Origin of the sequence: Mesorhizobium sp. M0618 (assembly GCF_040320765.1) — a bacterium.
Lineage (GTDB): Bacteria > Pseudomonadota > Alphaproteobacteria > Rhizobiales > Rhizobiaceae > Mesorhizobium.
In genome coordinates this window covers 1-19600 of the sequence record NZ_JAMYQH010000028.1, presented here as the reverse complement: position 1 = coordinate 19600, position 19600 = coordinate 1, and the positions used below count along the sequence as shown (strand labels likewise).

18 protein-coding genes are annotated in these 19600 nt (G+C 62.4%); 11 read left to right on the top strand and 7 right to left on the bottom strand.

What is annotated here, in order from left to right; genetic code table 11:
* The first annotated feature begins 117 nt into the window (after positions 1-117).
* The 5 genes from NKJ04_RS25450 (at position 118) to hflX (ending at position 6500) form a co-directional block, all read left to right on the top strand.
* Positions 118-2403, top strand: a complete 2286-nt coding sequence (locus NKJ04_RS25450; RefSeq protein WP_023812027.1) for a sensor histidine kinase NtrY-like — start codon at positions 118-120, stop codon at positions 2401-2403.
* The gene (gene ntrX / locus NKJ04_RS25445) at positions 2393-3754 is read left to right on the top strand and encodes a nitrogen assimilation response regulator NtrX (protein ID WP_023812026.1); all 1362 of its coding nucleotides are present in this window, start codon (positions 2393-2395) and stop codon (positions 3752-3754) included. Before NKJ04_RS25450 ends, ntrX begins: the two co-directional genes overlap by 11 nt.
* A 99-nt stretch (positions 3755-3853) precedes the next feature.
* The gene (locus NKJ04_RS25440) at positions 3854-4717 is read left to right on the top strand and encodes a D-amino-acid transaminase (RefSeq protein WP_352611736.1); all 864 of its coding nucleotides are present in this window, start codon (positions 3854-3856) and stop codon (positions 4715-4717) included.
* A gap of 145 nt (positions 4718-4862) precedes the next feature.
* Positions 4863-5108, top strand: coding sequence for an RNA chaperone Hfq (gene hfq, locus NKJ04_RS25435; protein ID WP_006202172.1), 246 nt, complete (start codon positions 4863-4865; stop codon positions 5106-5108).
* Positions 5109-6500: a GTPase HflX gene (gene hflX, locus NKJ04_RS25430; protein WP_352611737.1), complete on the top strand. Its 1392-nt coding sequence runs from the start codon at positions 5109-5111 to the stop codon at positions 6498-6500. It abuts the gene before it with no gap.
* A 6-nt stretch (positions 6501-6506) separates the two neighbouring features.
* Here hflX and mazG read toward each other — a convergent pair whose 3' ends face one another.
* From mazG to cyoA, 7 genes are all read right to left on the bottom strand, one after another.
* Positions 6507-7331: a nucleoside triphosphate pyrophosphohydrolase gene (gene mazG / locus NKJ04_RS25425; protein WP_023812023.1), complete on the bottom strand. Its 825-nt coding sequence runs from the start codon at positions 7329-7331 to the stop codon at positions 6507-6509.
* A 140-nt stretch (positions 7332-7471) separates the two neighbouring features.
* Positions 7472-8656, bottom strand: coding sequence for an amino acid aminotransferase (locus NKJ04_RS25420; RefSeq protein ID WP_352677843.1), 1185 nt, complete (start codon positions 8654-8656; stop codon positions 7472-7474).
* A 258-nt stretch (positions 8657-8914) separates the two neighbouring features.
* Positions 8915-9622 carry an SURF1 family protein gene (locus tag NKJ04_RS25415; RefSeq protein ID WP_031213493.1) on the bottom strand — a complete coding sequence of 236 codons (708 nt, stop codon included), beginning with the start codon at positions 9620-9622 and terminating at the stop codon, positions 8915-8917.
* Between the two features lie 96 nt (positions 9623-9718).
* Entirely contained in the window at positions 9719-10099 is a 381-nt protein-coding gene (gene cyoD, locus NKJ04_RS25410; RefSeq protein WP_023812020.1) for a cytochrome o ubiquinol oxidase subunit IV, read from the bottom strand.
* On the bottom strand, positions 10096-10722 hold the full coding sequence (gene cyoC, locus NKJ04_RS25405; RefSeq protein WP_352630631.1) for a cytochrome o ubiquinol oxidase subunit III: 627 nt from the start codon (positions 10720-10722) through the stop codon (positions 10096-10098). Before cyoC ends, cyoD begins: the two co-directional genes overlap by 4 nt.
* A gap of 5 nt (positions 10723-10727) precedes the next feature.
* Complete coding sequence (cyoB, locus tag NKJ04_RS25400) at positions 10728-12740, bottom strand: cytochrome o ubiquinol oxidase subunit I (protein ID WP_352630633.1); 2013 nt, start codon at positions 12738-12740, stop codon at positions 10728-10730.
* A gap of 15 nt (positions 12741-12755) precedes the next feature.
* The gene (cyoA, locus tag NKJ04_RS25395) at positions 12756-13925 is read right to left on the bottom strand and encodes a ubiquinol oxidase subunit II (RefSeq protein ID WP_128304460.1); all 1170 of its coding nucleotides are present in this window, start codon (positions 13923-13925) and stop codon (positions 12756-12758) included.
* 184 nt (positions 13926-14109) lie between these two features.
* Here cyoA and NKJ04_RS25390 point away from each other — a divergent pair, with 184 nt between their 5' ends.
* The 6 genes from NKJ04_RS25390 to NKJ04_RS25365 all read left to right on the top strand — a co-directional run bounded on the left by NKJ04_RS25390 (position 14110) and on the right by NKJ04_RS25365 (position 19447).
* On the top strand, positions 14110-15405 hold the full coding sequence (locus NKJ04_RS25390; protein ID WP_164780145.1) for an MFS transporter: 1296 nt from the start codon (positions 14110-14112) through the stop codon (positions 15403-15405).
* 38 nt (positions 15406-15443) lie between these two features.
* Positions 15444-16724, top strand: a complete 1281-nt coding sequence (locus NKJ04_RS25385) for an ATP-binding protein (RefSeq protein ID WP_502897970.1) — start codon at positions 15444-15446, stop codon at positions 16722-16724.
* Positions 16714-17247 carry a response regulator transcription factor gene (locus NKJ04_RS25380; RefSeq protein WP_352677839.1) on the top strand — a complete coding sequence of 178 codons (534 nt, stop codon included), beginning with the start codon at positions 16714-16716 and terminating at the stop codon, positions 17245-17247. The genes NKJ04_RS25385 and NKJ04_RS25380 overlap by 11 nt, the downstream gene beginning before the upstream one ends.
* Before the next feature lie 156 nt (positions 17248-17403).
* Positions 17404-17919 (top strand): sigma-70 family RNA polymerase sigma factor, encoded by a 516-nt coding sequence (locus NKJ04_RS25375; RefSeq protein WP_236383399.1) that lies wholly within the window; start codon positions 17404-17406, stop codon positions 17917-17919.
* Complete coding sequence (locus NKJ04_RS25370) at positions 17916-18707, top strand: anti-sigma factor family protein (protein ID WP_128304461.1); 792 nt, start codon at positions 17916-17918, stop codon at positions 18705-18707. Before NKJ04_RS25375 ends, NKJ04_RS25370 begins: the two co-directional genes overlap by 4 nt.
* 23 nt (positions 18708-18730) lie before the next feature.
* Positions 18731-19447: a Bax inhibitor-1/YccA family protein gene (locus tag NKJ04_RS25365; RefSeq protein WP_023812012.1), complete on the top strand. Its 717-nt coding sequence runs from the start codon at positions 18731-18733 to the stop codon at positions 19445-19447.
* Positions 19448-19600: the final 153 nt, after the last annotated feature.

Genomic DNA, 19600 nt, shown 5'->3' with positions numbered 1-19600 from the left:
GCCCGCGCTCTTTTCAGGGGATCGGCTCGCGAAAGATTTCCGTCTCGGTCACACTTGTTGCATAATCGCCACAATGCGTTGCATACATCCGACGCAATCATGGCTCTAGACGGCGACATGGCTCCGCAGGCACCGACAACAAACCAACCGCTTTTCAGCGAACCCGGCGCTCGTGACGGGCGCCGGCTGCTTGCGCTGCCAGGCGTGATCGCGGTCGTCGGCGCGCTGATGACGGCGGCGATCTCGTTCGCCATCCTCGTTGGCGCCACGCCGATCACACCGAACGAGTCGACTACGCTGGCGTTGATTGCCCTCAACACGGCTTTCGTCCTGTTTCTTATCGCGCTGGTCGGGCGTGAGGTGCACCGCATCCTGATGGCGCGCCGGCATGGCAAGGCCGCTTCGCGGCTGCATGTGCGCATTGTCGCCATGTTCGCCCTGGTTGCCGCCATTCCAGCCATCATGGTGGCCATCATCGCCTCGATCACGCTCGACATCGGCCTCGACCGCTGGTTCGAGATCCGCACCAAGACGATCGTCAATTCATCGCTGTCGATCGCCGACGCCTATGTCCAGGAAAATGCCCGCAACCTCCAGGGCACGACGCTGTCCATGGCCTATGATCTCGATGCGTCGCGCACGCTCTACGGCCTTGATCGTACCGGCTTTCTCGACCTGATGAACAAGGAAGCCGTGGGCCGTTCGCTGGCCCATGCGGCGCTGATCAAGCCGGACGGCTCTTTCGTCATGAGCGCCAAGACCGATACGGATTTCGCCATGCCCGAGCCGCCGGAAGGCGCGGTGGCCAGCGCTACCGACGGCAAGCCGGTGCTGATCGAACCGAAAACGCGCAACATCATGGGTGCCATCGTCAAGCTGCGGGAGATCGAAGGACTCTACCTCTACACCATTCGGCTCGTCGACCCCGAAGTGATCAAGGCAAGGCAGATCGTCAGGTCCAACACCGACGAATATCGGGGGCTGGAAGATAACCGCCGTACCTCTCAGGTGGCCTTCGCGCTGCCCTATCTGTCGTTGACGCTCATCATTATCCTGTCCGCGATCTGGACCGGCATTGCGGTCGCCGACCGTCTGGTGCGGCCCATTCGCCAGCTCATCGGCGCCGCCGACGAGGTCGCGACCGGCAATCTCGACGTCGCGGTTCCCGTCAGGCCTTCGGACGGCGATGTCGCGTCGCTCGGCGATACGTTCAACAAGATGCTTCTCGAACTGAAATCGCAGCGCAATGAGATCCTGTCCGCCAAGGACCTGATCGATGAGAGGCGCCGCTTCTCGGAAGCCGTGCTTGCCGGCGTTACCGCCGGCGTCATCGGCGTCGATCCCTACGGCATCGTCACCATCGTCAACCGCTCGGCCGAGGCGATGCTGGCGATTTCGGCCAGCGCAGCCCTTGGGCAGAATCTTTCCGCCGTGCTGCCGCATGTCGGCCGCGTCTTCGAGATCGGCCGCAAGTCCGGCAAACCCGTCTATCGTGAGCAGGTGACCTTTTACCGCGCCGGTGCCGAGCGGACCTTCAACGTGCAGATCACGATCGAGGCCGGCGACGACGGCTCGGAGGAAAAATCCTATGTGGTGACGGTCGACGACATCACCGACCTGGTTCAGGCGCAGCGCTCGTCGGCCTGGGCGGACGTGGCGCGGCGTATCGCCCACGAGATCAAGAACCCGCTGACGCCGATCCAGCTCTCGGCCGAACGTATCAAGCGCCGTTACGGCAAGGTGATTACCGAGGACCGCGAGGTTTTCGACCAATGCACCGACACCATCATCCGTCAGGTTGAGGATATCGGCCGTATGGTGGACGAATTCTCGGCGTTCGCGCGCATGCCAAAGCCCGAGATGAAGGCGATAGATCTGCGCGAATCGCTGCGTGAGGCCTCGTTCCTGGTCGAGGTCAGCCGCGCCGACATCACTTTCGAGCGGATTTTCGGCACGGAGCCGCTAAAGGGCACTTTCGACAGCCGCTTGATGGCGCAGGCTTTCGGCAATGTGATCAAGAACGCCGCCGAGGCCATCGACGGATTGGAACAGAAGGACGGTTCGCACGGCATAATCCGGATTCAAGCCGGGCGCCAGAATGGTGCGATTCGAATCGACGTCATCGACAATGGCAAAGGCCTGCCGCGCGAGAATCGCCAACGGCTGCTCGAGCCCTACATGACCACACGCGAGAAGGGCACCGGACTTGGCCTCGCTATCGTCAAGAAGATCGTGGAGGACCATGGCGGCAGGCTGGAACTACACGATGCTCCAGCGGACTTCCACGATGGGCGCGGTGCGATGATCAGCATCATCCTGCCGCCTGCGGCCGCAACGGCTCCGCGCGGCGAAAGCAGGGCGGAAAACGAAAGAGAAACTGAAAAGGTCGGTAATGGCGTCTGATATTCTCATCGTCGATGACGAGGAAGACATCCGTGAACTCGTCGCGGGCATACTGAGCGACGAAGGTCACGAAACCCGCACGGCATTCGATGCCGACAGCGCGCTCGCTGCTATAGCTGATCGCGCGCCGCGGCTGATTTTCCTCGATATCTGGCTGCAGGGCTCGCGCCTGGACGGGCTGGCGCTGCTCGACGAGATCAAGACCATGCATCCGACCTTGCCGGTGGTGATGATTTCCGGCCACGGCAACATCGAAACGGCGGTCTCCGCCATCCGCCGCGGCGCCTATGACTTCATCGAAAAACCGTTCAAGGCCGACAGGCTGATCCTTATTGCCGAGCGTGCGCTGGAGACCTCGAAATTGCGGCGCGAGGTTTCCGACCTCAAGCTGCGCAGCGGCGAAACCTTCGATCTGATCGGCATGTCGTCGGCGATGAGCCAGTTGCGCCAGACCATCGAACGCGTCGCGCCGACCAACAGCCGCGTGATGATCATCGGACCGTCTGGCTCGGGCAAGGAACTTGCCGCGCGCGCCATCCACACGCTGTCGGCGCGCAAGAGCGCACCTTTCGTGACGCTGAGCGCCGCCAACATCACGCCCGAGCGCATGGAGATCGAGCTGTTCGGCACCGAATCGAATGGCGTCGAGCGCAAGGTCGGGGCGCTGGAGGAGGCCCATCGCGGTATCCTCTACATCGACGAGGTGGCCGACATGCCGCGCGAGACGCAGAACAAGATCCTGCGCGTGCTGGTCGAGCAGCAGTTCGAGCGGGTAGGGGGAACCAAGCGGGTCAAGGTCGATGTCCGCATCATCTCCTCGACCTCGCAGAACCTCGAAGCGATGATTGCCGACGGGCGTTTTCGCGAGGATCTTTACCATCGCCTCGCGGTGGTTCCGGTCATCGTGCCGGGATTGGCCGAGCGGCGCGAGGATATTCCCTACCTCGTCGATAATTTCATGAAGCAGATCGCCCGCCAGGCCGGCATCAAGCCGCGCCGCATCGGCGACGACGCGCTGGCCGTGCTGCAGGCGCACAACTGGCCGGGCAACGTTCGCCAGCTGCGCAACAATGTCGAGCGCCTGATGATCCTTGCGCGCGGCGACGACGTCGATGCGCCGATCACCGCCGACCTGTTGCCGGCCGAGATCGGCGATGTCATGCCGCGCACGCCGAATCAATCCGACCAGCACATCATGGCGCTGCCGTTGCGCGAAGCGCGTGAGCAGTTCGAGAAGGATTACCTGATCGCCCAGATCAACCGGTTCGGCGGCAACATCTCGAAGACCGCCGAGTTCATCGGCATGGAGCGCTCCGCTCTGCATCGCAAGCTGAAGTCGCTGGGCGTCTGAGCGCGACATATCCAGCCGCCGCGCCCGGGCCGAGCATTTGCCGGTTACGGCGGCGGTGGAATCGCATAAGAAAGCCCCGAGAATATCTAGAGGTTGCCCATGCCGCGCATTGCCTATGTCAACGGGCGCTATGTCACGCACGCCGATGCCGCCGTCCATATCGAGGACCGTGGCTATCAGTTCGCCGACGGTGTCTATGAGGTCTGCGAGGTGGCGCGTGGTTTCATCGTCGACATGCCGCGCCATCTGTCCCGGCTGAACCGCTCGCTGACCGAATTGTCGATCGCCTGGCCGGTCACCTCCCGCGTGCTGCCACTCATTCTGCGCGAGGTGGTCAATCGCAACCAGGTCGCCAATGGCCTGGTCTACGTGCAGGTGACGCGCGGCGTGGCCAGCCGCGACTTCGCCTTCCCTTCCGCCGACACGAAGCCGGCCCTGGTAGTCACCGCCAGGAAGGCCGACCCAGCGGCTGGAGCGAAGCGAGCCGAGACCGGCATCGCGGTCATCACCGTGCCGGAGAACCGCTGGGACCGCGTCGACATCAAGACCGTCGGGCTGCTGCCCAATGTATTGGCCAAGCAGAAGGCCAAGGAAGCCGGTGCGCAGGAAGCCTGGTTCGTCGACGATGAAGGCAACGTAAAAGAAGGCGGCTCGTCCAATGCCTGGATCATCACCCGGGACGGCGTCCTGGTCACCAGGCCGGCCGAGCACGGCATCTTGCGCGGCATCACCCGCACGACCATGTTCGAAGTGGCGGCCAAGCTTGGCCTGAAGATCGAGGAGCGCGGCTTTTCCGTCGCCGAGGCCAAGGCGGCACGCGAGGCGTTCATCAGCTCCGCAACGACAATCGCCATGCCGGTGGTGGCCATCGACGGCGATACGGTCGCCAATGGGCACCCCGGCTCAATAACACTTTCGTTGCGGCAGGCCTTTTTTGACATTGCGGAAAAAAGTCCAGCCTGATAACCGCACAGGTGGAATGAACATCAATATATCTCGTTCTGCTTGTCGTTACTGACGACAAGACGGTGTTTGCGAGCTTGACATGCGCCCGTTAATTTGGCGCATTGGCTTGCAAACCGAAGGGGATCGGCGAAAGACAAGAACAATGGCGGAACGATCGCAAAACCTTCAGGACCTGTTCCTGAATTCAGTTCGCAAGAGCAAGAACCCGCTCACCATCTTCCTCATCAACGGCGTGAAGCTGACCGGCGTGGTCACTTCGTTCGACAATTTCTGTGTCCTGCTGCGCCGCGACGGTCACTCCCAGCTCGTCTACAAGCACGCCATTTCCACGATCATGCCGAGCCAGCCGGTTCAGATGTTCGATGGCGAGGAAAGCCAGGGCGCCTGATTGGCACGTGAGAAAGACGCGGACGCCACCGTTCGCGGAAAACCAACACATCATCCCGGGACGGAAGCCAAGGGCCCGACCCGGGCCGTTGTCATTGTGCCCGTCCTTACCCGCCACCAGCGCAACGACGACGAGACCAACCGTCCTCGGTTGATGCGTTCGGCTGATGCTCGTCATGACGAGGCAGTTGGCCTTGCCCGCGCCATCAACCTCGACCTGGTCCACACTGCGGTGGTTACCATCAACGATCCGCGCCCGGCGACGTTGCTCGGCAGCGGCAAGGTCGCCGAATTCGCCGAAATCGTCAAAGAGGGACACGCGGAGGTGGTCGTCGTCGACCATCCGCTGACCCCGGTGCAGCAACGCAATCTGGAGAAGGAGCTGAACGCCAAGGTGCTGGACCGCACCGGGCTGATCCTCGAGATCTTCGGCGAGCGCGCGCGCACCAAGGAAGGCACGCTGCAGGTCGAGCTCGCCCATCTCAACTACCAGAAGGGCCGCCTCGTGCGCAGCTGGACCCATCTGGAGCGCCAGCGCGGTGGCGCCGGCTTCCTCGGGGGCCCCGGCGAAACGCAGATCGAATCCGACCGGCGGCAGTTGCAGGAAAAGATCATCAAGCTGAAGCAGGAGCTGGAAACGGTGCGGCGCACGCGCGACCTGCACCGCGCCAAGCGCAGGAAGGTGCCGTTCCCGGTGGTGGCGATCGTCGGCTACACCAACGCCGGCAAGTCGACGCTGTTCAACCGGCTGACCGGAGCAGACGTGCTGGCGCAGGACATGCTGTTCGCCACGCTCGACCCGACGCTTCGGCGCGTACGCCTGCCGCACGGCACGCCGATCATCCTATCTGACACTGTGGGTTTCATCTCGGATCTGCCGACGCATCTGATCGCGGCTTTCCGCGCAACCCTGGAAGAGGTGGTCGAGGCCGATCTCGTGCTTCATCTGCGCGACATTTCCGATCCGGACACTGCGGCACAAGCGGAAGATGTCGAACGCATCCTGGCCGACCTCGGTGTCGACGCCGGCGACGCCAAGCGCGTGATCGAAGTGTGGAACAAGATCGACCGGCTCGACGAGGGCAACCGGACCCGGCTGCTTGCAGACGGCGCCAATGCCAGCAAGGCGCCGCCGATTGCGGTGTCGGCTGTCACCGGCGAGGGCATCGATGCGCTGAAGGCAATCATCGAAACGCGGATGGCGGGCGAGCTCGAAGACCTGACGGTGACGATCGAGCCGGCACAGTTCGGCCTTGTCGACTGGCTTTACCGCAATGGCGATGTCGTTTCGCGAAGCGACAATGATGACGGCAGCGCCACCATCTCGCTCAAGGCCACGCAAAGCGCCCGCGAAGAGATCGAAAGCAGATTGCGTCGTAAAAACAACGGCTAATGTAACTTACTTCGCGGTCTTTGCTTCCTGCCAGAGCGCTTCCATCTCGGCCAGATCAGCCTTGTCCAGCGTGTTGCCGGCTTTTCCCAGTGCCTGTTCGACATAATGGAAACGCGAGCGGAATTTTTCGTTGGTGCCGCTCAGCGCTGCTTCGGAATCGAGCTTGAGATGACGGCCGAGATTGACGACGGCAAACAGCATGTCGCCGAACTCGTCTTTGATCGAGGCGGTGTCGCCTTTGGCCAGTGCCTCGCGCAACTCGCCGATCTCTTCCTCGATCTTGTCGAGGATGGGCGCTGCCTCGCTCCAGTCGAAGCCGACGCGGGCGGCTTTCTCCTGAAGTTTCAGTGCCCGGGTCAGCGCGGGCAGGGCGACCGGCACGCTGTCCAAAAACCCCTTGCCGTTGTCTTCGGGATCGAGACCGCGGGCGAGGCGAGCGCTTCGCTTCTCAGCCTTCTCTTCGGCCTTGATCTTTTCCCACATGCCCTTGGCCATGCCGGCGCTGCGGGCTTTCTCGTCACCGAAGACATGCGGATGGCGGCGGATCATCTTCGTCGTGATGGCTTGCACCACGTCAGAGAAGGCGAATTCACCGGCTTCCTCGGCCATTTGCGCGTGGTAGACGACCTGCAGCAGAAGATCGCCGAGCTCGTCGCGCAGATCGTCGAGGTCGCCGCGCGCGATGGCGTCCGCCACCTCATAGGCTTCCTCGATCGTATAGGGCGCAATGGTCGAGAAATCCTGTTCGATGTCCCAGGGGCAGCCAGTCTTCGGCGCCCGCAGCGCCGCCATGATCTCGATCAGGCGCGAAATGTCTTTCGATGGCGTCATCTAGAGCTATTCCAGGAAAAGTGTGAAACGGTTTTCTGTCCGGAATTGCGTCAAAACAGTCTATCGAATGCTATCCCGCGACCGGCCGCGCGGCCAACGCTGTCAGCCGGCGCGGGAGCCTTGTCCACAGATGAGCCGCGTCAATCAAGAACCGAAACGATCGCCTTGGCGAGTTCGTCCATGCCGTCCTCGGGTAGGCCGGCGACGTTGATGCGGCTGTCGCCGACCATGTAGATGCCGTGCTCGGCGCGCAACCGCTCGACCTGCGCTTCGGTGAGGCCAAGGCGAGAAAACATGCCGCGATGGCTGGCGACGAAATCGAAACGGTCGGAATTGGACTGCCGGCGCAGCGCCTCGGCGAACTGGACCCGAAGCCTGAGCATGCGCAGCCGCATCTCTTCGAGCTCGGCTTCCCAGTCGGCGCGCAAGGCGGTGTCTTCGAGCACGATGCGCACCGCGGCCGCACCATGGTCCGGCGGCATCGAATACATGGCGCGCGCCGCCGACAGCATCTGGCTCATCGCCACGTCCGCCTGTACGCCGTCCCTGGCCAGGATCATCGCCGCGCCGACGCGGTCGCGGTAGACGGCGAAATTCTTCGAGCAGCTTGAGGCGACGACCATTTCCGGAACCTTCGCGGCCAGCAGGCGCAAGCCGAGGGCATCGGCCTCAAGGCCATCGCCAAAGCCCTGATAGGCGATGTCGACAAACGGCAGCAGCTCGCGCTCGACGACCAGATCGGTAACGGCTGCCCACTGTGCCGCATCCAGATTGGCGCCGGTCGGGTTGTGGCAGCAGCCATGCAGCAACACGACGTCGCCGCTCTTTGCCGTCCGCAACGCGGCCAGCATGTCGTCGAAACGAACGGCGCCCGAGGCCGCATCGAAATAGGGATATTCACGGATCTGCAGGCCGGCGGCGCGCATCACCGGCATGTGGTTCGGCCAGGTCGGATCCGATAGCCAGATGGTTGCATCCGAGCGCGTCCGCTTCAGCAGTTCCGCCACGAGCCGCAGCGCGCCGGAACCGCCGGGCGCCTGTGCGGCGCGGATGCGCGTCATGTCGGCGCCTGGACCGAAGGCGAGCTTGGCCATCACTGTGTTGAAGCCGGTATCGCCGGCAAGGCCGAGATAGGTCTTGGTGTCCTGACCCTCCAATAGCCGCTTTTCGGCTTCGCGCACGGCGCGCATGACCGGCGTCTTGCCGTCGCGATCCTTGTAGACGCCGACGCCGAGGTCGACCTTGTCGGGGCGCGGATCGGCGCGATAAAGGCCGATCAGGGCCAGGATCTTGTCGGCGGGGGCGGGCTGCAGGGCTTCAAACATCGATACGGCTCCAATGGCGGCGGAGTGATACGCAAATCGGTCACGTTTCGCCAGCGGTTTTAGCTGGGTGATCCAGCCCTAGACGGGGGTGCCGGGAAGCCTGCTCTGCACGCTCCTGTGATGTGGACGGGGTTTGATGCGGAACCCATTGATGCGCGTGGGAAAATGACCAGCCGGCATTAACAGCGCCACCACGCCATCGTCCGCGTCGGCATGAGCGCTTCTGTGCGCAAATTTCGGCTTTGCCACGGCCAGTGGTCAGCCCCCACCGTGCCTGTCTTTCACAGCCTGCCGCAACAGATAGGCGACCGCGCTCAGCACCATCAAGGCCAGCCCGAACCATGTCAGGGCATAGGCCAGATGGTTGTTGTGGAACGAAACCACCGTCAAGCCGCCGACCGGCCACCCTCCCGGATTGGGCGTGGCATCGGCATCGATGAAATAAGGAGCGACCTGCCCGAGGCCTTGCGTCGTGGCGATCGCCTGCACATCGCGCGAATACCAGCGGTTGGCGGCCGGATCGTTGGTACGCAGGAAGCCGCCTTTCGGTTCGCTGATGCGCAGCAGGCCGTGAATTCCGGTGTGATCGCCCGAGGGCTTGCCTGCGAGGCGGGTTGCCGGATCGCGCTTGTCCGTCGGCACGAAGCCCCTGTTCACTAGAATCGTGAAGCCATCATCCGCTCGGAACGGCGCCATTACCCAGAAGCCACCGCCGAGATCGGTGACCGCCTGGACCAGGGTCTCGCGATCACCGAGAAACCGGCCTGGAACGACGAGGCGGCGATACTCGTCATCCCTGGCGTTGATCGCTGGCCAGGCCGAAGGCGCCGGGGCGGCCACAGGTACTGCCTTGAGACGCTGGTCGACACGCTCGATCAGGTCGAGTTTCCAGACGCGGCGCTCCAGCTGCCAGACACCAAGCGCCGAAAGGCCGGTGATGCCGATGGCCCCGCAAAGGCAAAGCACCAACAGCGTCCATGGTGAACGCGTAACCCTTTGGCCGTCGCCTGTATTCGAATGCGGTGTCGTCCGTGCCTGTTCGTCCAAAGCCAGGTCCCTCTCTCAGGGTATCTGACTCATGTCATGGCCGGGCATCATGTTGACGTTCAGATGGTACATGACCCAGAGTGAGCCCGTCAGCGCGATCACCACCAGGATGAGGGTGAAGATCAGGGCCATCATGGTCCAGCCGTTCTCCGACCTGGTGTTCATATGCAGAAAGAACACCATGTGGACGATGATTTGCACGACGGCGAAGGCCATGATGGCAATCGCCGACGCCATCTGATTGCCGAGCGCGTTGGTCATGACCAGCCAGAAGGGAATGGCGGTCAGCACGACCGACAGGCCGAAGCCTGTCAGATAGCCGCGCAGCGAGCCGTGATCGACGCCGGGATGCGCGTGGCTCTGGTCGCTGGTGTCTGTGTGGTGGCCGGCGCTCATCGCAACATTCCCATCAGATAAACGAAGGTGAAGACGCCGATCCAGATGACGTCGAGGAAGTGCCAGAACATGCTCAGGCACATCAGGCGCCGCTGGTTCGCGACGATCAGCCCATGCCTGGAGACCTGCACCATCAGCACCACCAGCCAGATCAGGCCGAAGGTGACGTGCAGGCCGTGCGTTCCGACCAGCGTGAAGAACGACGACAGGAAGCCGCTGCGCTGCGGCGTCGCCCCCTCGTGGATGAAATGGGCGAATTCGTAGAGTTCGATGCTGAGAAAGGCGAGGCCGAACAGGCCAGTGATCACCAGCCACACCTGCATGGGTTTCACCCGTCCCTTCGCCATCTCCAGCATCGCGAAGCCGTAAGTGATGGAGGACAGAAGCAGCATGGTGGTGTTCAGCGCGACCAGCGGAAGATCGAACAGGTCCTTCGGCGCGGGTCCGGCCGCGTAATTGCCACCGAGCACGCCGTAGACCGCGAACAGCATCGCGAAGATGAGGCAGTCGCTCATCAGATAGATCCAGAAGCCGAGCATGGTGCTGCTGCCGCTCTCGGCATGGCCGTGGTCGTCTTCCAGGTGGAAGACCGTGTCGTCGATCACCGTGTCGGCGTGTGCCATGGTGCTTATCCCGCCTGGCTGGTGGCTGCGAGCAGGCGTGTCCGCTCGTCCTCGACGCGGGTGACGTCACTGGACGGAATGTGGAAGTCCCGGTCGTAGTTGAAAGTATGCGCGATGGCGTAGCCGATCAGGGCGACGAAGCTGACGATCGCCAGCCACCAAATGTACCAGATGAGCGCCATGGCAAGCACCACGCTCAACCCGGCCAGGACGACGCCGGCTCCGGTGTTGCGCGGCATGTGGATGTCGCGGAAGCCCGTCAACGGACGCTGGTAGCCGCGATTCTTCATGTCCGTCCAGGCGTCGAGATCGTGGACGACCGGCGTGAAGGCGAAATTGTAGGCCGGCGGCGGCGAGGACGTCGCCCATTCGAGCGTACGCCCGTCCCACGGATCGCCGGTATCGTCGCGAAGCTGCTCGCGCCGGCGCACGCTGACGAAGATCTGGATGAGGAAGGACAGGATGCCAAGCAGGATCAGGAAGGCGCCGAAGGCGGCGATGATGAACCAGATCTGCAGCGAGGGATCCTCAAAGGTGCGCAGCCGGCGCGTTACGCCCATCAAGCCGAGGATGTAGAGCGGCATGAAGGCGAACCAGAAGCCGACCACCCAGAACCAGAACGACATCTTTCCCCAGAACGGATCAAGCCGGAATCCGAATGCCTTGGGGAACCAGTAGCTGATGCCGGCAAACAGGCCGAACAGCACGCCGCCGATGATGACGTTGTGGAAATGCGCGACCAGGAACAGGCTGTTGTGGAGCACGAAGTCGGCTGGCGGAACCGCGAGCAGCACGCCGGTCATGCCGCCGACCACGAAGGTCAGCATGAAGGCGACCGTCCACATCATCGGCAGTTCGAAGCGGATGCGGCCGCGGTACATGGTGAACAGCCAGTTGAATATCTTGGCGCCTGTCGGGATCGAAATGATCATCGTTGTGATGCCGAAGAACGAGTTGACGCTCGCTCCCGATCCCATGGTGAAGAAGTGATGCAGCCAGACCAGGTAGGACAGGATGGTGATGACGATGGTTGCATAGACCATCGATGTGTAGCCGAAGAGCCGCTTGCCGCAGAAGGCCGAGGTCACTTCGGAAAATATGCCGAAGGCCGGCAGGATCAGGATGTAGACCTCGGGGTGGCCCCAGATCCAGATCAGGTTCACGTACATCATCGGATTGCCGCCGAAGTCGTTCGTGAAGAAGTTGGTGCCGACATAACGGTCGAGAGCCAGCAGGGCCAGCACCGCCGTCAGCACCGGGAAGGCGGCGACGATGAGCACATTGGTGCAGAGCGCGGTCCAGGTGAAGATCGGCATTCTCATCATGGTCATGCCTGGCGCGCGCATCTTGACGATGGTGCAGACCAGGTTCACGCCCGACAGCAGCGTGCCGACGCCCGCCACCTGCAGGGCCCAGATATAATAATCGACACCGACATCGGGACTGTAGCCGATACCCGACAGCGGCGGATAGGCAAGCCAGCCGGTGCGGGCAAATTCGCCGACGAACAGCGACATCATGACGATGACCGCGCCGCCGACCGTCATCCAGAAGCTGAAATTGTTGAGGAACGGAAACGACACGTCGCGCGCGCCGATCTGCAGCGGGACGACGAAATTCATCAGGCCCGTCACCAGCGGCATCGCCACGAAGAAGATCATGATCACGCCGTGCGCGGTGAAGATCTGGTCGTAGTGATGCGAATTGAGGTAGCCTTCCGAACCGCCGAAGGCCATCGCCTGCTGGAGCCGCATCATGATGGCGTCGCTGAAGCCGCGCAGCAGCATGACGATGCCGAGCACCATGTACATCACACCGATGCGCTTGTGGTCGACGCTGGTGAACCATTCGCGCCACAGATAGCCCCAGAGCTTGAAATAGGTCAGCGCGCCGACGAGGGCGATGCCGCCCAGCGCGACGACTACGAAGGTCGCGACCACGATGGGTTCGTGCAGCGGCAGCGACTCGAGCGTGAGCCGGCCGAAGATCGCCTTGAGAAGAGCAGGATTGTCGAACATGTCTTGCGTGGCGCCTCAGGAGTTGAAGGGCGACCGAAGCGTGCCGGTTGCGGAAGGTGACGGCAGTCGGATCGACAGGGGCGGTGGCCGTTGCAGACCAGCGCCGACTATCGGCGTCGAGGTCATCGGCGTGGCGGATTGATCAGCCTTCGAAGCGGCCAGTGCTTCTTCGGTCGTGCATATGCTGGCGACATAGGATGGGGCAGGGCCGAATATCGTGCCGCGCCGGGCGAACTTGTCATACAGCAGCGGCAGGGTGTTGCGGATGCCGGCCATTCCCAGACCGCCCTTGGCATCGATCTGCGACATCTCGCTCATGCACATCTTGCCGGGCTCGACGCACATGTTGAGGATCGCCTTGTAGAGATGGGCATCCACCGCCGCATAATGGCGCACGGGTTGGTTCTCGCTGGGCTGTTCGAGCTCCAGATAGCCGTTTCGGTCGAGTTTGCCGCCGCCGTCCTTTGCCTTCGCGATCCATGCCTGGAAACCGGCATCGTCTAGGCCGTGGAACGCGAAGCGCATTCCCGAGAAGCCGGCGCCGCTGTAGTTGGCGGAGAACCCTTCATAGTCGCCGGACTTGTTTATGACGGCGTGCAGCCTGGTTTCCATACCCGGCATCGCATAGATCTGGCCGGCCAGTGCTGGAATGTAGAAGGAGTTCATCACCGATGCGGAGGTGATGCGAAAGCTGATCGGCCGGTCGACCGGCGCAGCCAGTTCGTTGACCATGGCGACGCCGTACTCCGGATAGATGAACAGCCATTTCCAGTCGAGCGCGACGACTTCGACCTCAAGCGGGCGCACGTCCGGCGGCAGCGGCTTGCCGGCCGATACACGTCCGATCGGCCGATAGGGGTCGAGCAGATGCGTCCCCATCCACGTCACCGCGCCCAGGCAGATGATGATCAGAAGCGGCACAGCCCAAATGACGAGCTCGAGATGGGTCGAGTGGTCCCAATCCGGCTCGTAGCGCGCCTCGCGGTTGGACTGGCGGTATCGCCAGGCAAAGAATATGGTGAGAGCCATCACCGGTATGATGACGATCAGCATCAGTGCCGTGGACACCATCAGCAGGTCGCGCTGCTGCGCGGCGACGTCGCCGGCAGGGTTCATGACGACCATGCTGCAGGAGCCGAGCGATGCCAGCAGGGGCAGCAGGAAAAGGGTACGGAGACGGCTCAATGTATGACCTGTCGGTTGTTCCCCCCAGTGCTAGCCGCACCGCGGCAATGAAGGCATTGGACAATTTGTCCAATGCCGCAATGACGCGGCAGGCGTCATCAAAGCATCTGGCCCGCGCACATGGCAAGCGATCGTATGACACCGCGGCGGGGCGACGGAGAATGCTGTGAGCCCAACTTCGAAGATGGAAGCCGACGCAAGACGGATCAACGCGCGGCATCATGAGGTGAAGCCCGGCGAAATCGCCGTTGGCGTCATCATCGGCAGGACGTCGGAATTCTTCGACTTCTTCGTCTACGCGATCGCTTCCGTCATCGTTTTTCCGAAGCTCGTATTTCCTTATGCCGACCCGTTGACCGGCACGCTCTACTCCTTCGCCATCTTCGCGCTTGCCTTCATCGCGCGGCCGATCGGGACGGCGATCTTCACCGCGCTCGACCGCGCCTACGGACGCAGCGCCAAACTCACCATCGCGCTGTTCCTGCTGGGGACCTCGACCGTGTCGATCGCCTTCGTGCCCGGCTACGACCAGATCGGCCCGGCTTCGGCCTGGCTGCTGGCCATGTTCCGGATCGGTCAGGGACTGGCGCTGGGCGGGACATGGGATGGACTTGCCTCGCTGCTGGCGTTGAATGCGCCCGAAAAGCGCCGCGGCTGGTATGCGATGATCCCGCAGCTGGGCGCACCACTCGGGCTCATCGTTGCCAGCGCCCTGTTTGCATATTTCGTCGGCAACCTGTCGGCCGAAGACTTCTTCAGCTGGGGTTGGCGCTACCCGTTCTTCGTCGCCTTCGCTATCAATGTCGTCGCCCTGTTCGCACGGCTGCGCATCGTGGTGACGCCGGAATACACCAAACTGTTCGAAGGCCAGGAACTGGAGCCGACTTCCGTCCGCGAGACGTTGCGCGCCGAAGGGCGCACTGTCGTGCTCGGCGCCTTCGCGCCGCTGGCGAGCTTCGCCCTGTTCCACATGGTGACGGTGTTTCCTCTGTCCTGGATTTTCCTGTTCACGCGCGAGGGACCGGCCCGGTTCCTGGTCATCGAGACGATCGGAGCCTTCTTCGGCCTGGCGGCAATCGCGATCTCGGGCTTCGTCGCCGACCGGGTTGGGCGCTGGCCCTTGCTAGGAGGCTCGGCGGTGGCCATCGCCGTTTTCAGCGGTTTCGCGCCACAGCTGCTCGATGGCGGCTTCGTCGGAGAGTCCGTCTTCATGGTATTGGGCTTCGTCCTGCTCGGCCTGTCGTTCGGCCAGTCTTCAGGAGCACTCGCCTCGAACTTTTCAAAGACCTACCGCTATACAGGTGCTGCGCTGACCTCGGACCTCGCCTGGCTGTTCGGCGCCGGCTTCGCCCCCATAGTCGCCCTGTTCCTGTCCGCCCATTTCGGGCTGATCTCGTCAGGCGCCTATCTGTTGTCGGGAGCGCTGTGCACGTTGCTGGCGCTGAGGCTCAACCAGCGCCTGGATCGGACGCCCGCTTGAGTGACCTGCTTGGCCAGGGCTGGGGACCTCCCGGCCCAATGTCTCTGCACGACAAGACCAACAAACAGAATTTCCTGCTTCTGATCCAACTGCGCTGGATCGCGGTCGGTGGTCAGATCGTGACGATCCTGTTCGTCTGCTACGCGCTTGGCATCGGCCTGCCGCTGGTGCCGATGGCGGTGGTGATCCTGCTGCTGATCGCTCTCAATGTCGCCAGCCTGCGCCGGCACAGCAGCCAGGACGCGATCACCAACACCGAGCTGTTTCTTGGGCTGCTGCTCGACGTCACCGCGTTGACGGTCCAGCTTTACCTGAGCGGCGGCGCGTCCAATCCCTTCATTTCGCTTTACCTGCTCCAGGTCATCCTGGGCGCGGTGCTGCTGGAGACATGGTCGGTCTGGGCCCTTGTTCTCATTGCAAGCACGTGCTTCATCGCGCTGACCACTTTCTACCGTGAGATCAGCCTGCCCGCCGCACACGGTGCCGGGCTGTTCAGCTTGCACATCCAAGGCATGTTCATCTGTTTCGTCCTGGCGGCAACGCTTCTGGTGCTGTTCATCACCAGGGTCCAGAACAACATTCGCACCCGCGACGCCCATCTTGCGGATTTGCGCCAGCAGTCGGCGGAGGAGGCTCACATCGTCAGGATGGGCCTGCTCGCCTCTGGCGCCGCGCATGAGCTCGGCACGCCGCTGGCCACGCTTTCGGTCATCCTCAACGACTGGCAGCGCATGCCGGCTCTCGAGGCCGATCCGGATCTGGCGCAGGAAATCCGGGAGATGCAGGGCCAGTTGGACCGTTGCAAGAAGATCGTTTCGGGAATCCTGATGTCGTCGGGCGAATTGCGCGGCGAAGGCACGGTTCGCACCTCCGTCGACACCTTCCTGGCGGAGCTGGTGGCCGAATGGAAATCGACACGGCTGCCGCAAGGTTTCGAATACACCAGGCGTTTCGGCGCCAACCAGGAGATCGTCTCCGATCCTGCGCTCAAACAGGTGATGTTCAATGTACTGGACAACGCACTTGAAGCGTCGCCTCTATGGGTCGGGTTGATCGTCAGCCGCCACGCTGACGATCTTATCGTCGAAGTTGTCGACGCGGGACCGGGATTTGAAGAAGCCATGCTTGCTGAATTCGGCAAGCCCTATACGTCGACCAAAAACCGGCCAGGTAGCGGGCTCGGCCTGTTTCTGGTCGTCAATGTCATCCGCAAGCTGGGGGGTAGCGTCACCGTAAGAAATAGAACCGAGGGGGGAGCTTCGGTTACGTTGCATCTGCCGCTGGCTGCTCTGTCTCCGCGAGGGCACAATGCCGACTAAACGCACGCTGTTGATCGTCGAGGACGACGTCGCCTTTGCCAACGCACTGCGCCGGTCTTTCGAACGGCGTGACTACGAAACGCATGGCTGCCGGAGCGTCGACGGCGTGCATGCGCTGATCGGCACCGTTGCCTTCCAATATGCCGTCGTCGATCTCAAGCTTTCCAGCGGCTCGGGCCTGGAATGCGTCAGGGCGCTGCACGAACACGATCCTGAAATGCGGATCGTCGTGTTGACCGGCTTTGCCAGCATCGCCACCGCTGTCGAGGCGATCAAGCTCGGCGCCTGCCAGTATCTCGCCAAGCCCGCCAATACAGATGACATTGAAGCGGCTTTCGGCCAGGTCGAGGGCAATGCTTCGGTGCCGCTCGCCGAGCGACCAACCTCGATAAAGAACCTCGAATGGGAGCGTATCCACGAGATGCTGGTGGAGGCCGACTTCAACATTTCCGAGACGGCACGACGGCTGGGCATGCACCGCCGGACTCTGGCGCGGAAGCTTGAGAAGAGGCGTGTGAAGTAGGCACGATCTACCGGGCATCGCATATTGTGCGGCACCAATGATGGAATCGATGCCGGCAACACTCGTTGCATTCGAACGATGTCCTCAAAGGGAAAAAATTGGCAGGGCAGGGATTAAAATCCCCACATGCTCCGTAAACAGGACATGAAACCGTCGATGCCACGCTTTGACATCATAGGACAGCTCGGTTCGCTGCGCCGCTATGCGCGCTCGCTGACGCGCGACAGCACCGACGCCGAGGATCTTGTCCATGACGCGCTGGTGCGCGCCTATGAGCGGCGCAGCACGTTCCGCTCCGGCGGAAACCTGCGCGCGTGGCTGCTGTCGATCGTCCACAACACCTTCATCGACAAGATGCGGTCCCGCAAGTCCGAAGCGTCGCGCGTCGAACAGGCTGGATACCTGGCCGACGGCAGCACGCCGGCACCACAGGAACATTCGGTGCGCCTAGCGCAGGTGCGCGAGGCTTTTTTCAGCCTGCCGGAAGAACAGCGTTCAGCGCTGCACCTCGTCGCCATCGAAGGCCTCTCTTATCAACAGGCCGCCGATGCCAGCGGCGTGCCGCTCGGCACGCTGATGTCACGCATCGGCAGGGCGCGCGCCGCACTGCGCGAGATGGAGGAGCCGGCGAAGGCAAAAAACCATCTCAGGATCGTTGGAGGCCCGTCATGACCGCAACTGTCGATCCCGTGACCGATATCGACCTCGACGCCTATGTCGACGATCAGGTCGACGTCACCCGCCGCATCGAGGTCGAAGCATTCTTGTCCGCTCGCCCGGAGGCGGCGGCGCGCGTGATGTCGGATCTCAGGACCCGCGATGAACTGCGCGTGGCGCTTGCCGGTTCCGCAGGTTTGGCCGGCTCCAAAGGCATGGCGCGGTCCGCGACCGCCGATGCCGCGCGGCGGCTGGAGAGGGGGCTTGCCCGCGGCCGGCTCTTCGGCGTGTTGCAGCGCGCGGCGGCGGTCGCCGGCTTCGTCGCCGCCGGCTGGCTGGCAAACGGCATCATCGGGCCGATGTCGGTGACCAAGGTCGTCGCCTCGCCGCAGCCGCCCGCCTATGTCGACGAGGCGGTGCAGGCCCACAGGACGACGCTGGTGCGCGAGAGCATGCCATCGCAGCCGGAAGCGCCCAATTACAACGCCGGCGAAATCCGCGCCGCCACTGCGATCGTCATGCCGTCGCTGCCGACGGATTGGAGGGTGCGCGACGTGCAGATCTATCCGTCGCGCTTTGGGCCGAGCGTCGAGATGGCGGTCGAGACGAAAGACATGGGGCTGGTGTCGCTGTTTGCGATCCGGCCCGGAACCTTCGACGTCGTCAAGCCGACGATAGCGCCCTCGGGCGACATTTCGTCGGCCTATTTCCAGATCGGCGATGTCGCCTATGCGGTGGTCGGACGAAGCGAGGTTCACGACCTCGACCGCGCCGCCGAGACGCTTGCCAAGACGCTTTACTGATCGATCCACAAAGGAGAACGCAAATGAACACCCCCAATCTGGGATATCGCGTCGGCGCCGGCGCGCAAACCGGAGCCATCTTCGACGAGGGCCTGCGCCAGCATATGCTGCGCGTCTACAACTACATGGGCGTCGGCCTTGTGGTCACCGGCCTCGTCGCCTTCATGATCTCATCGACGCCGGCGCTCTACGTGCCGATCTTCTCCAGCCCGCTGAAATGGGTGGTGATGCTGGCGCCGCTCGCCTTTGTCATGTTGTTCTCGTTCAAAATGCAGACCATGTCGGCGGCGAGTGCCCAGGCGATGTTCTGGGCCTTCTGCGCGGTCATGGGCCTGTCGCTCGCCTCCGTGTTCCTGGTCTTCACCGGAACCAGCATCGCGCGCACCTTCTTCATCGCCGCCACCATGTTCGGCGCCACCAGTCTCTACGGCTACACGACAAAGCGCGACCTGACCCAGTTCTCGTCGTTCCTGATCATGGGCCTGATTGGCGTTGTGATCGCCAGCATCGTCAACATCTTCCTCGGCTCGACCGCGCTGCAGTTCGCCATCTCGGTGATCGGCATCGCCGTGTTCATCGGCCTGACCGCCTGGGATACGCAGACGATCAAAGAACAGTATGCCGAGAATTTCGACGCGGAATCGCGCCAGAAACTTGCCGTCTTCGGCGCCTTCTCGCTCTATCTGAACTTCATCAACATCTTCCAGCTGCTGCTGAATTTTACCGGCGAACGCGAATAACGACTATTCGCTGTGGGCAAGAGCGAGGGTTATTGCTCTTGATGCGGAGAGGTTGGGGGGGGGGGGGAAGGCCGCGCCCCAAAAAAATTAGCGCAAAAAAAGAACAAGGAGTAATAAAAAAAAAAAAGAACACCCGACACAAAGAACGTGAAA

Coding starts and splice junctions, on each gene's coding strand:
- NKJ04_RS25450 (WP_023812027.1), top strand. CDS start 118: ATGGCTCCGCAGGCACCGACAACAAACCAACCGCTTTTCAGCGAACCC.
- ntrX (WP_023812026.1), top strand. CDS start 2,393: ATGGCGTCTGATATTCTCATCGTCGATGACGAGGAAGACATCCGTGAA.
- NKJ04_RS25440 (WP_352611736.1), top strand. CDS start 3,854: ATGCCGCGCATTGCCTATGTCAACGGGCGCTATGTCACGCACGCCGAT.
- hfq (WP_006202172.1), top strand. CDS start 4,863: ATGGCGGAACGATCGCAAAACCTTCAGGACCTGTTCCTGAATTCAGTT.
- mazG (WP_023812023.1), bottom strand. CDS start 7,331: ATGACGCCATCGAAAGACATTTCGCGCCTGATCGAGATCATGGCGGCG.
- NKJ04_RS25420 (WP_352677843.1), bottom strand. CDS start 8,656: ATGTTTGAAGCCCTGCAGCCCGCCCCCGCCGACAAGATCCTGGCCCTG.
- cyoD (WP_023812020.1), bottom strand. CDS start 10,099: ATGAGCGCCGGCCACCACACAGACACCAGCGACCAGAGCCACGCGCAT.
- cyoC (WP_352630631.1), bottom strand. CDS start 10,722: ATGGCACACGCCGACACGGTGATCGACGACACGGTCTTCCACCTGGAA.
- cyoB (WP_352630633.1), bottom strand. CDS start 12,740: ATGTTCGACAATCCTGCTCTTCTCAAGGCGATCTTCGGCCGGCTCACG.
- NKJ04_RS25390 (WP_164780145.1), top strand. CDS start 14,110: ATGGAAGCCGACGCAAGACGGATCAACGCGCGGCATCATGAGGTGAAG.
- NKJ04_RS25385 (WP_502897970.1), top strand. CDS start 15,444: ATGTCTCTGCACGACAAGACCAACAAACAGAATTTCCTGCTTCTGATC.
- NKJ04_RS25380 (WP_352677839.1), top strand. CDS start 16,714: ATGCCGACTAAACGCACGCTGTTGATCGTCGAGGACGACGTCGCCTTT.
- NKJ04_RS25375 (WP_236383399.1), top strand. CDS start 17,404: ATGCCACGCTTTGACATCATAGGACAGCTCGGTTCGCTGCGCCGCTAT.
- NKJ04_RS25370 (WP_128304461.1), top strand. CDS start 17,916: ATGACCGCAACTGTCGATCCCGTGACCGATATCGACCTCGACGCCTAT.
- NKJ04_RS25365 (WP_023812012.1), top strand. CDS start 18,731: ATGAACACCCCCAATCTGGGATATCGCGTCGGCGCCGGCGCGCAAACC.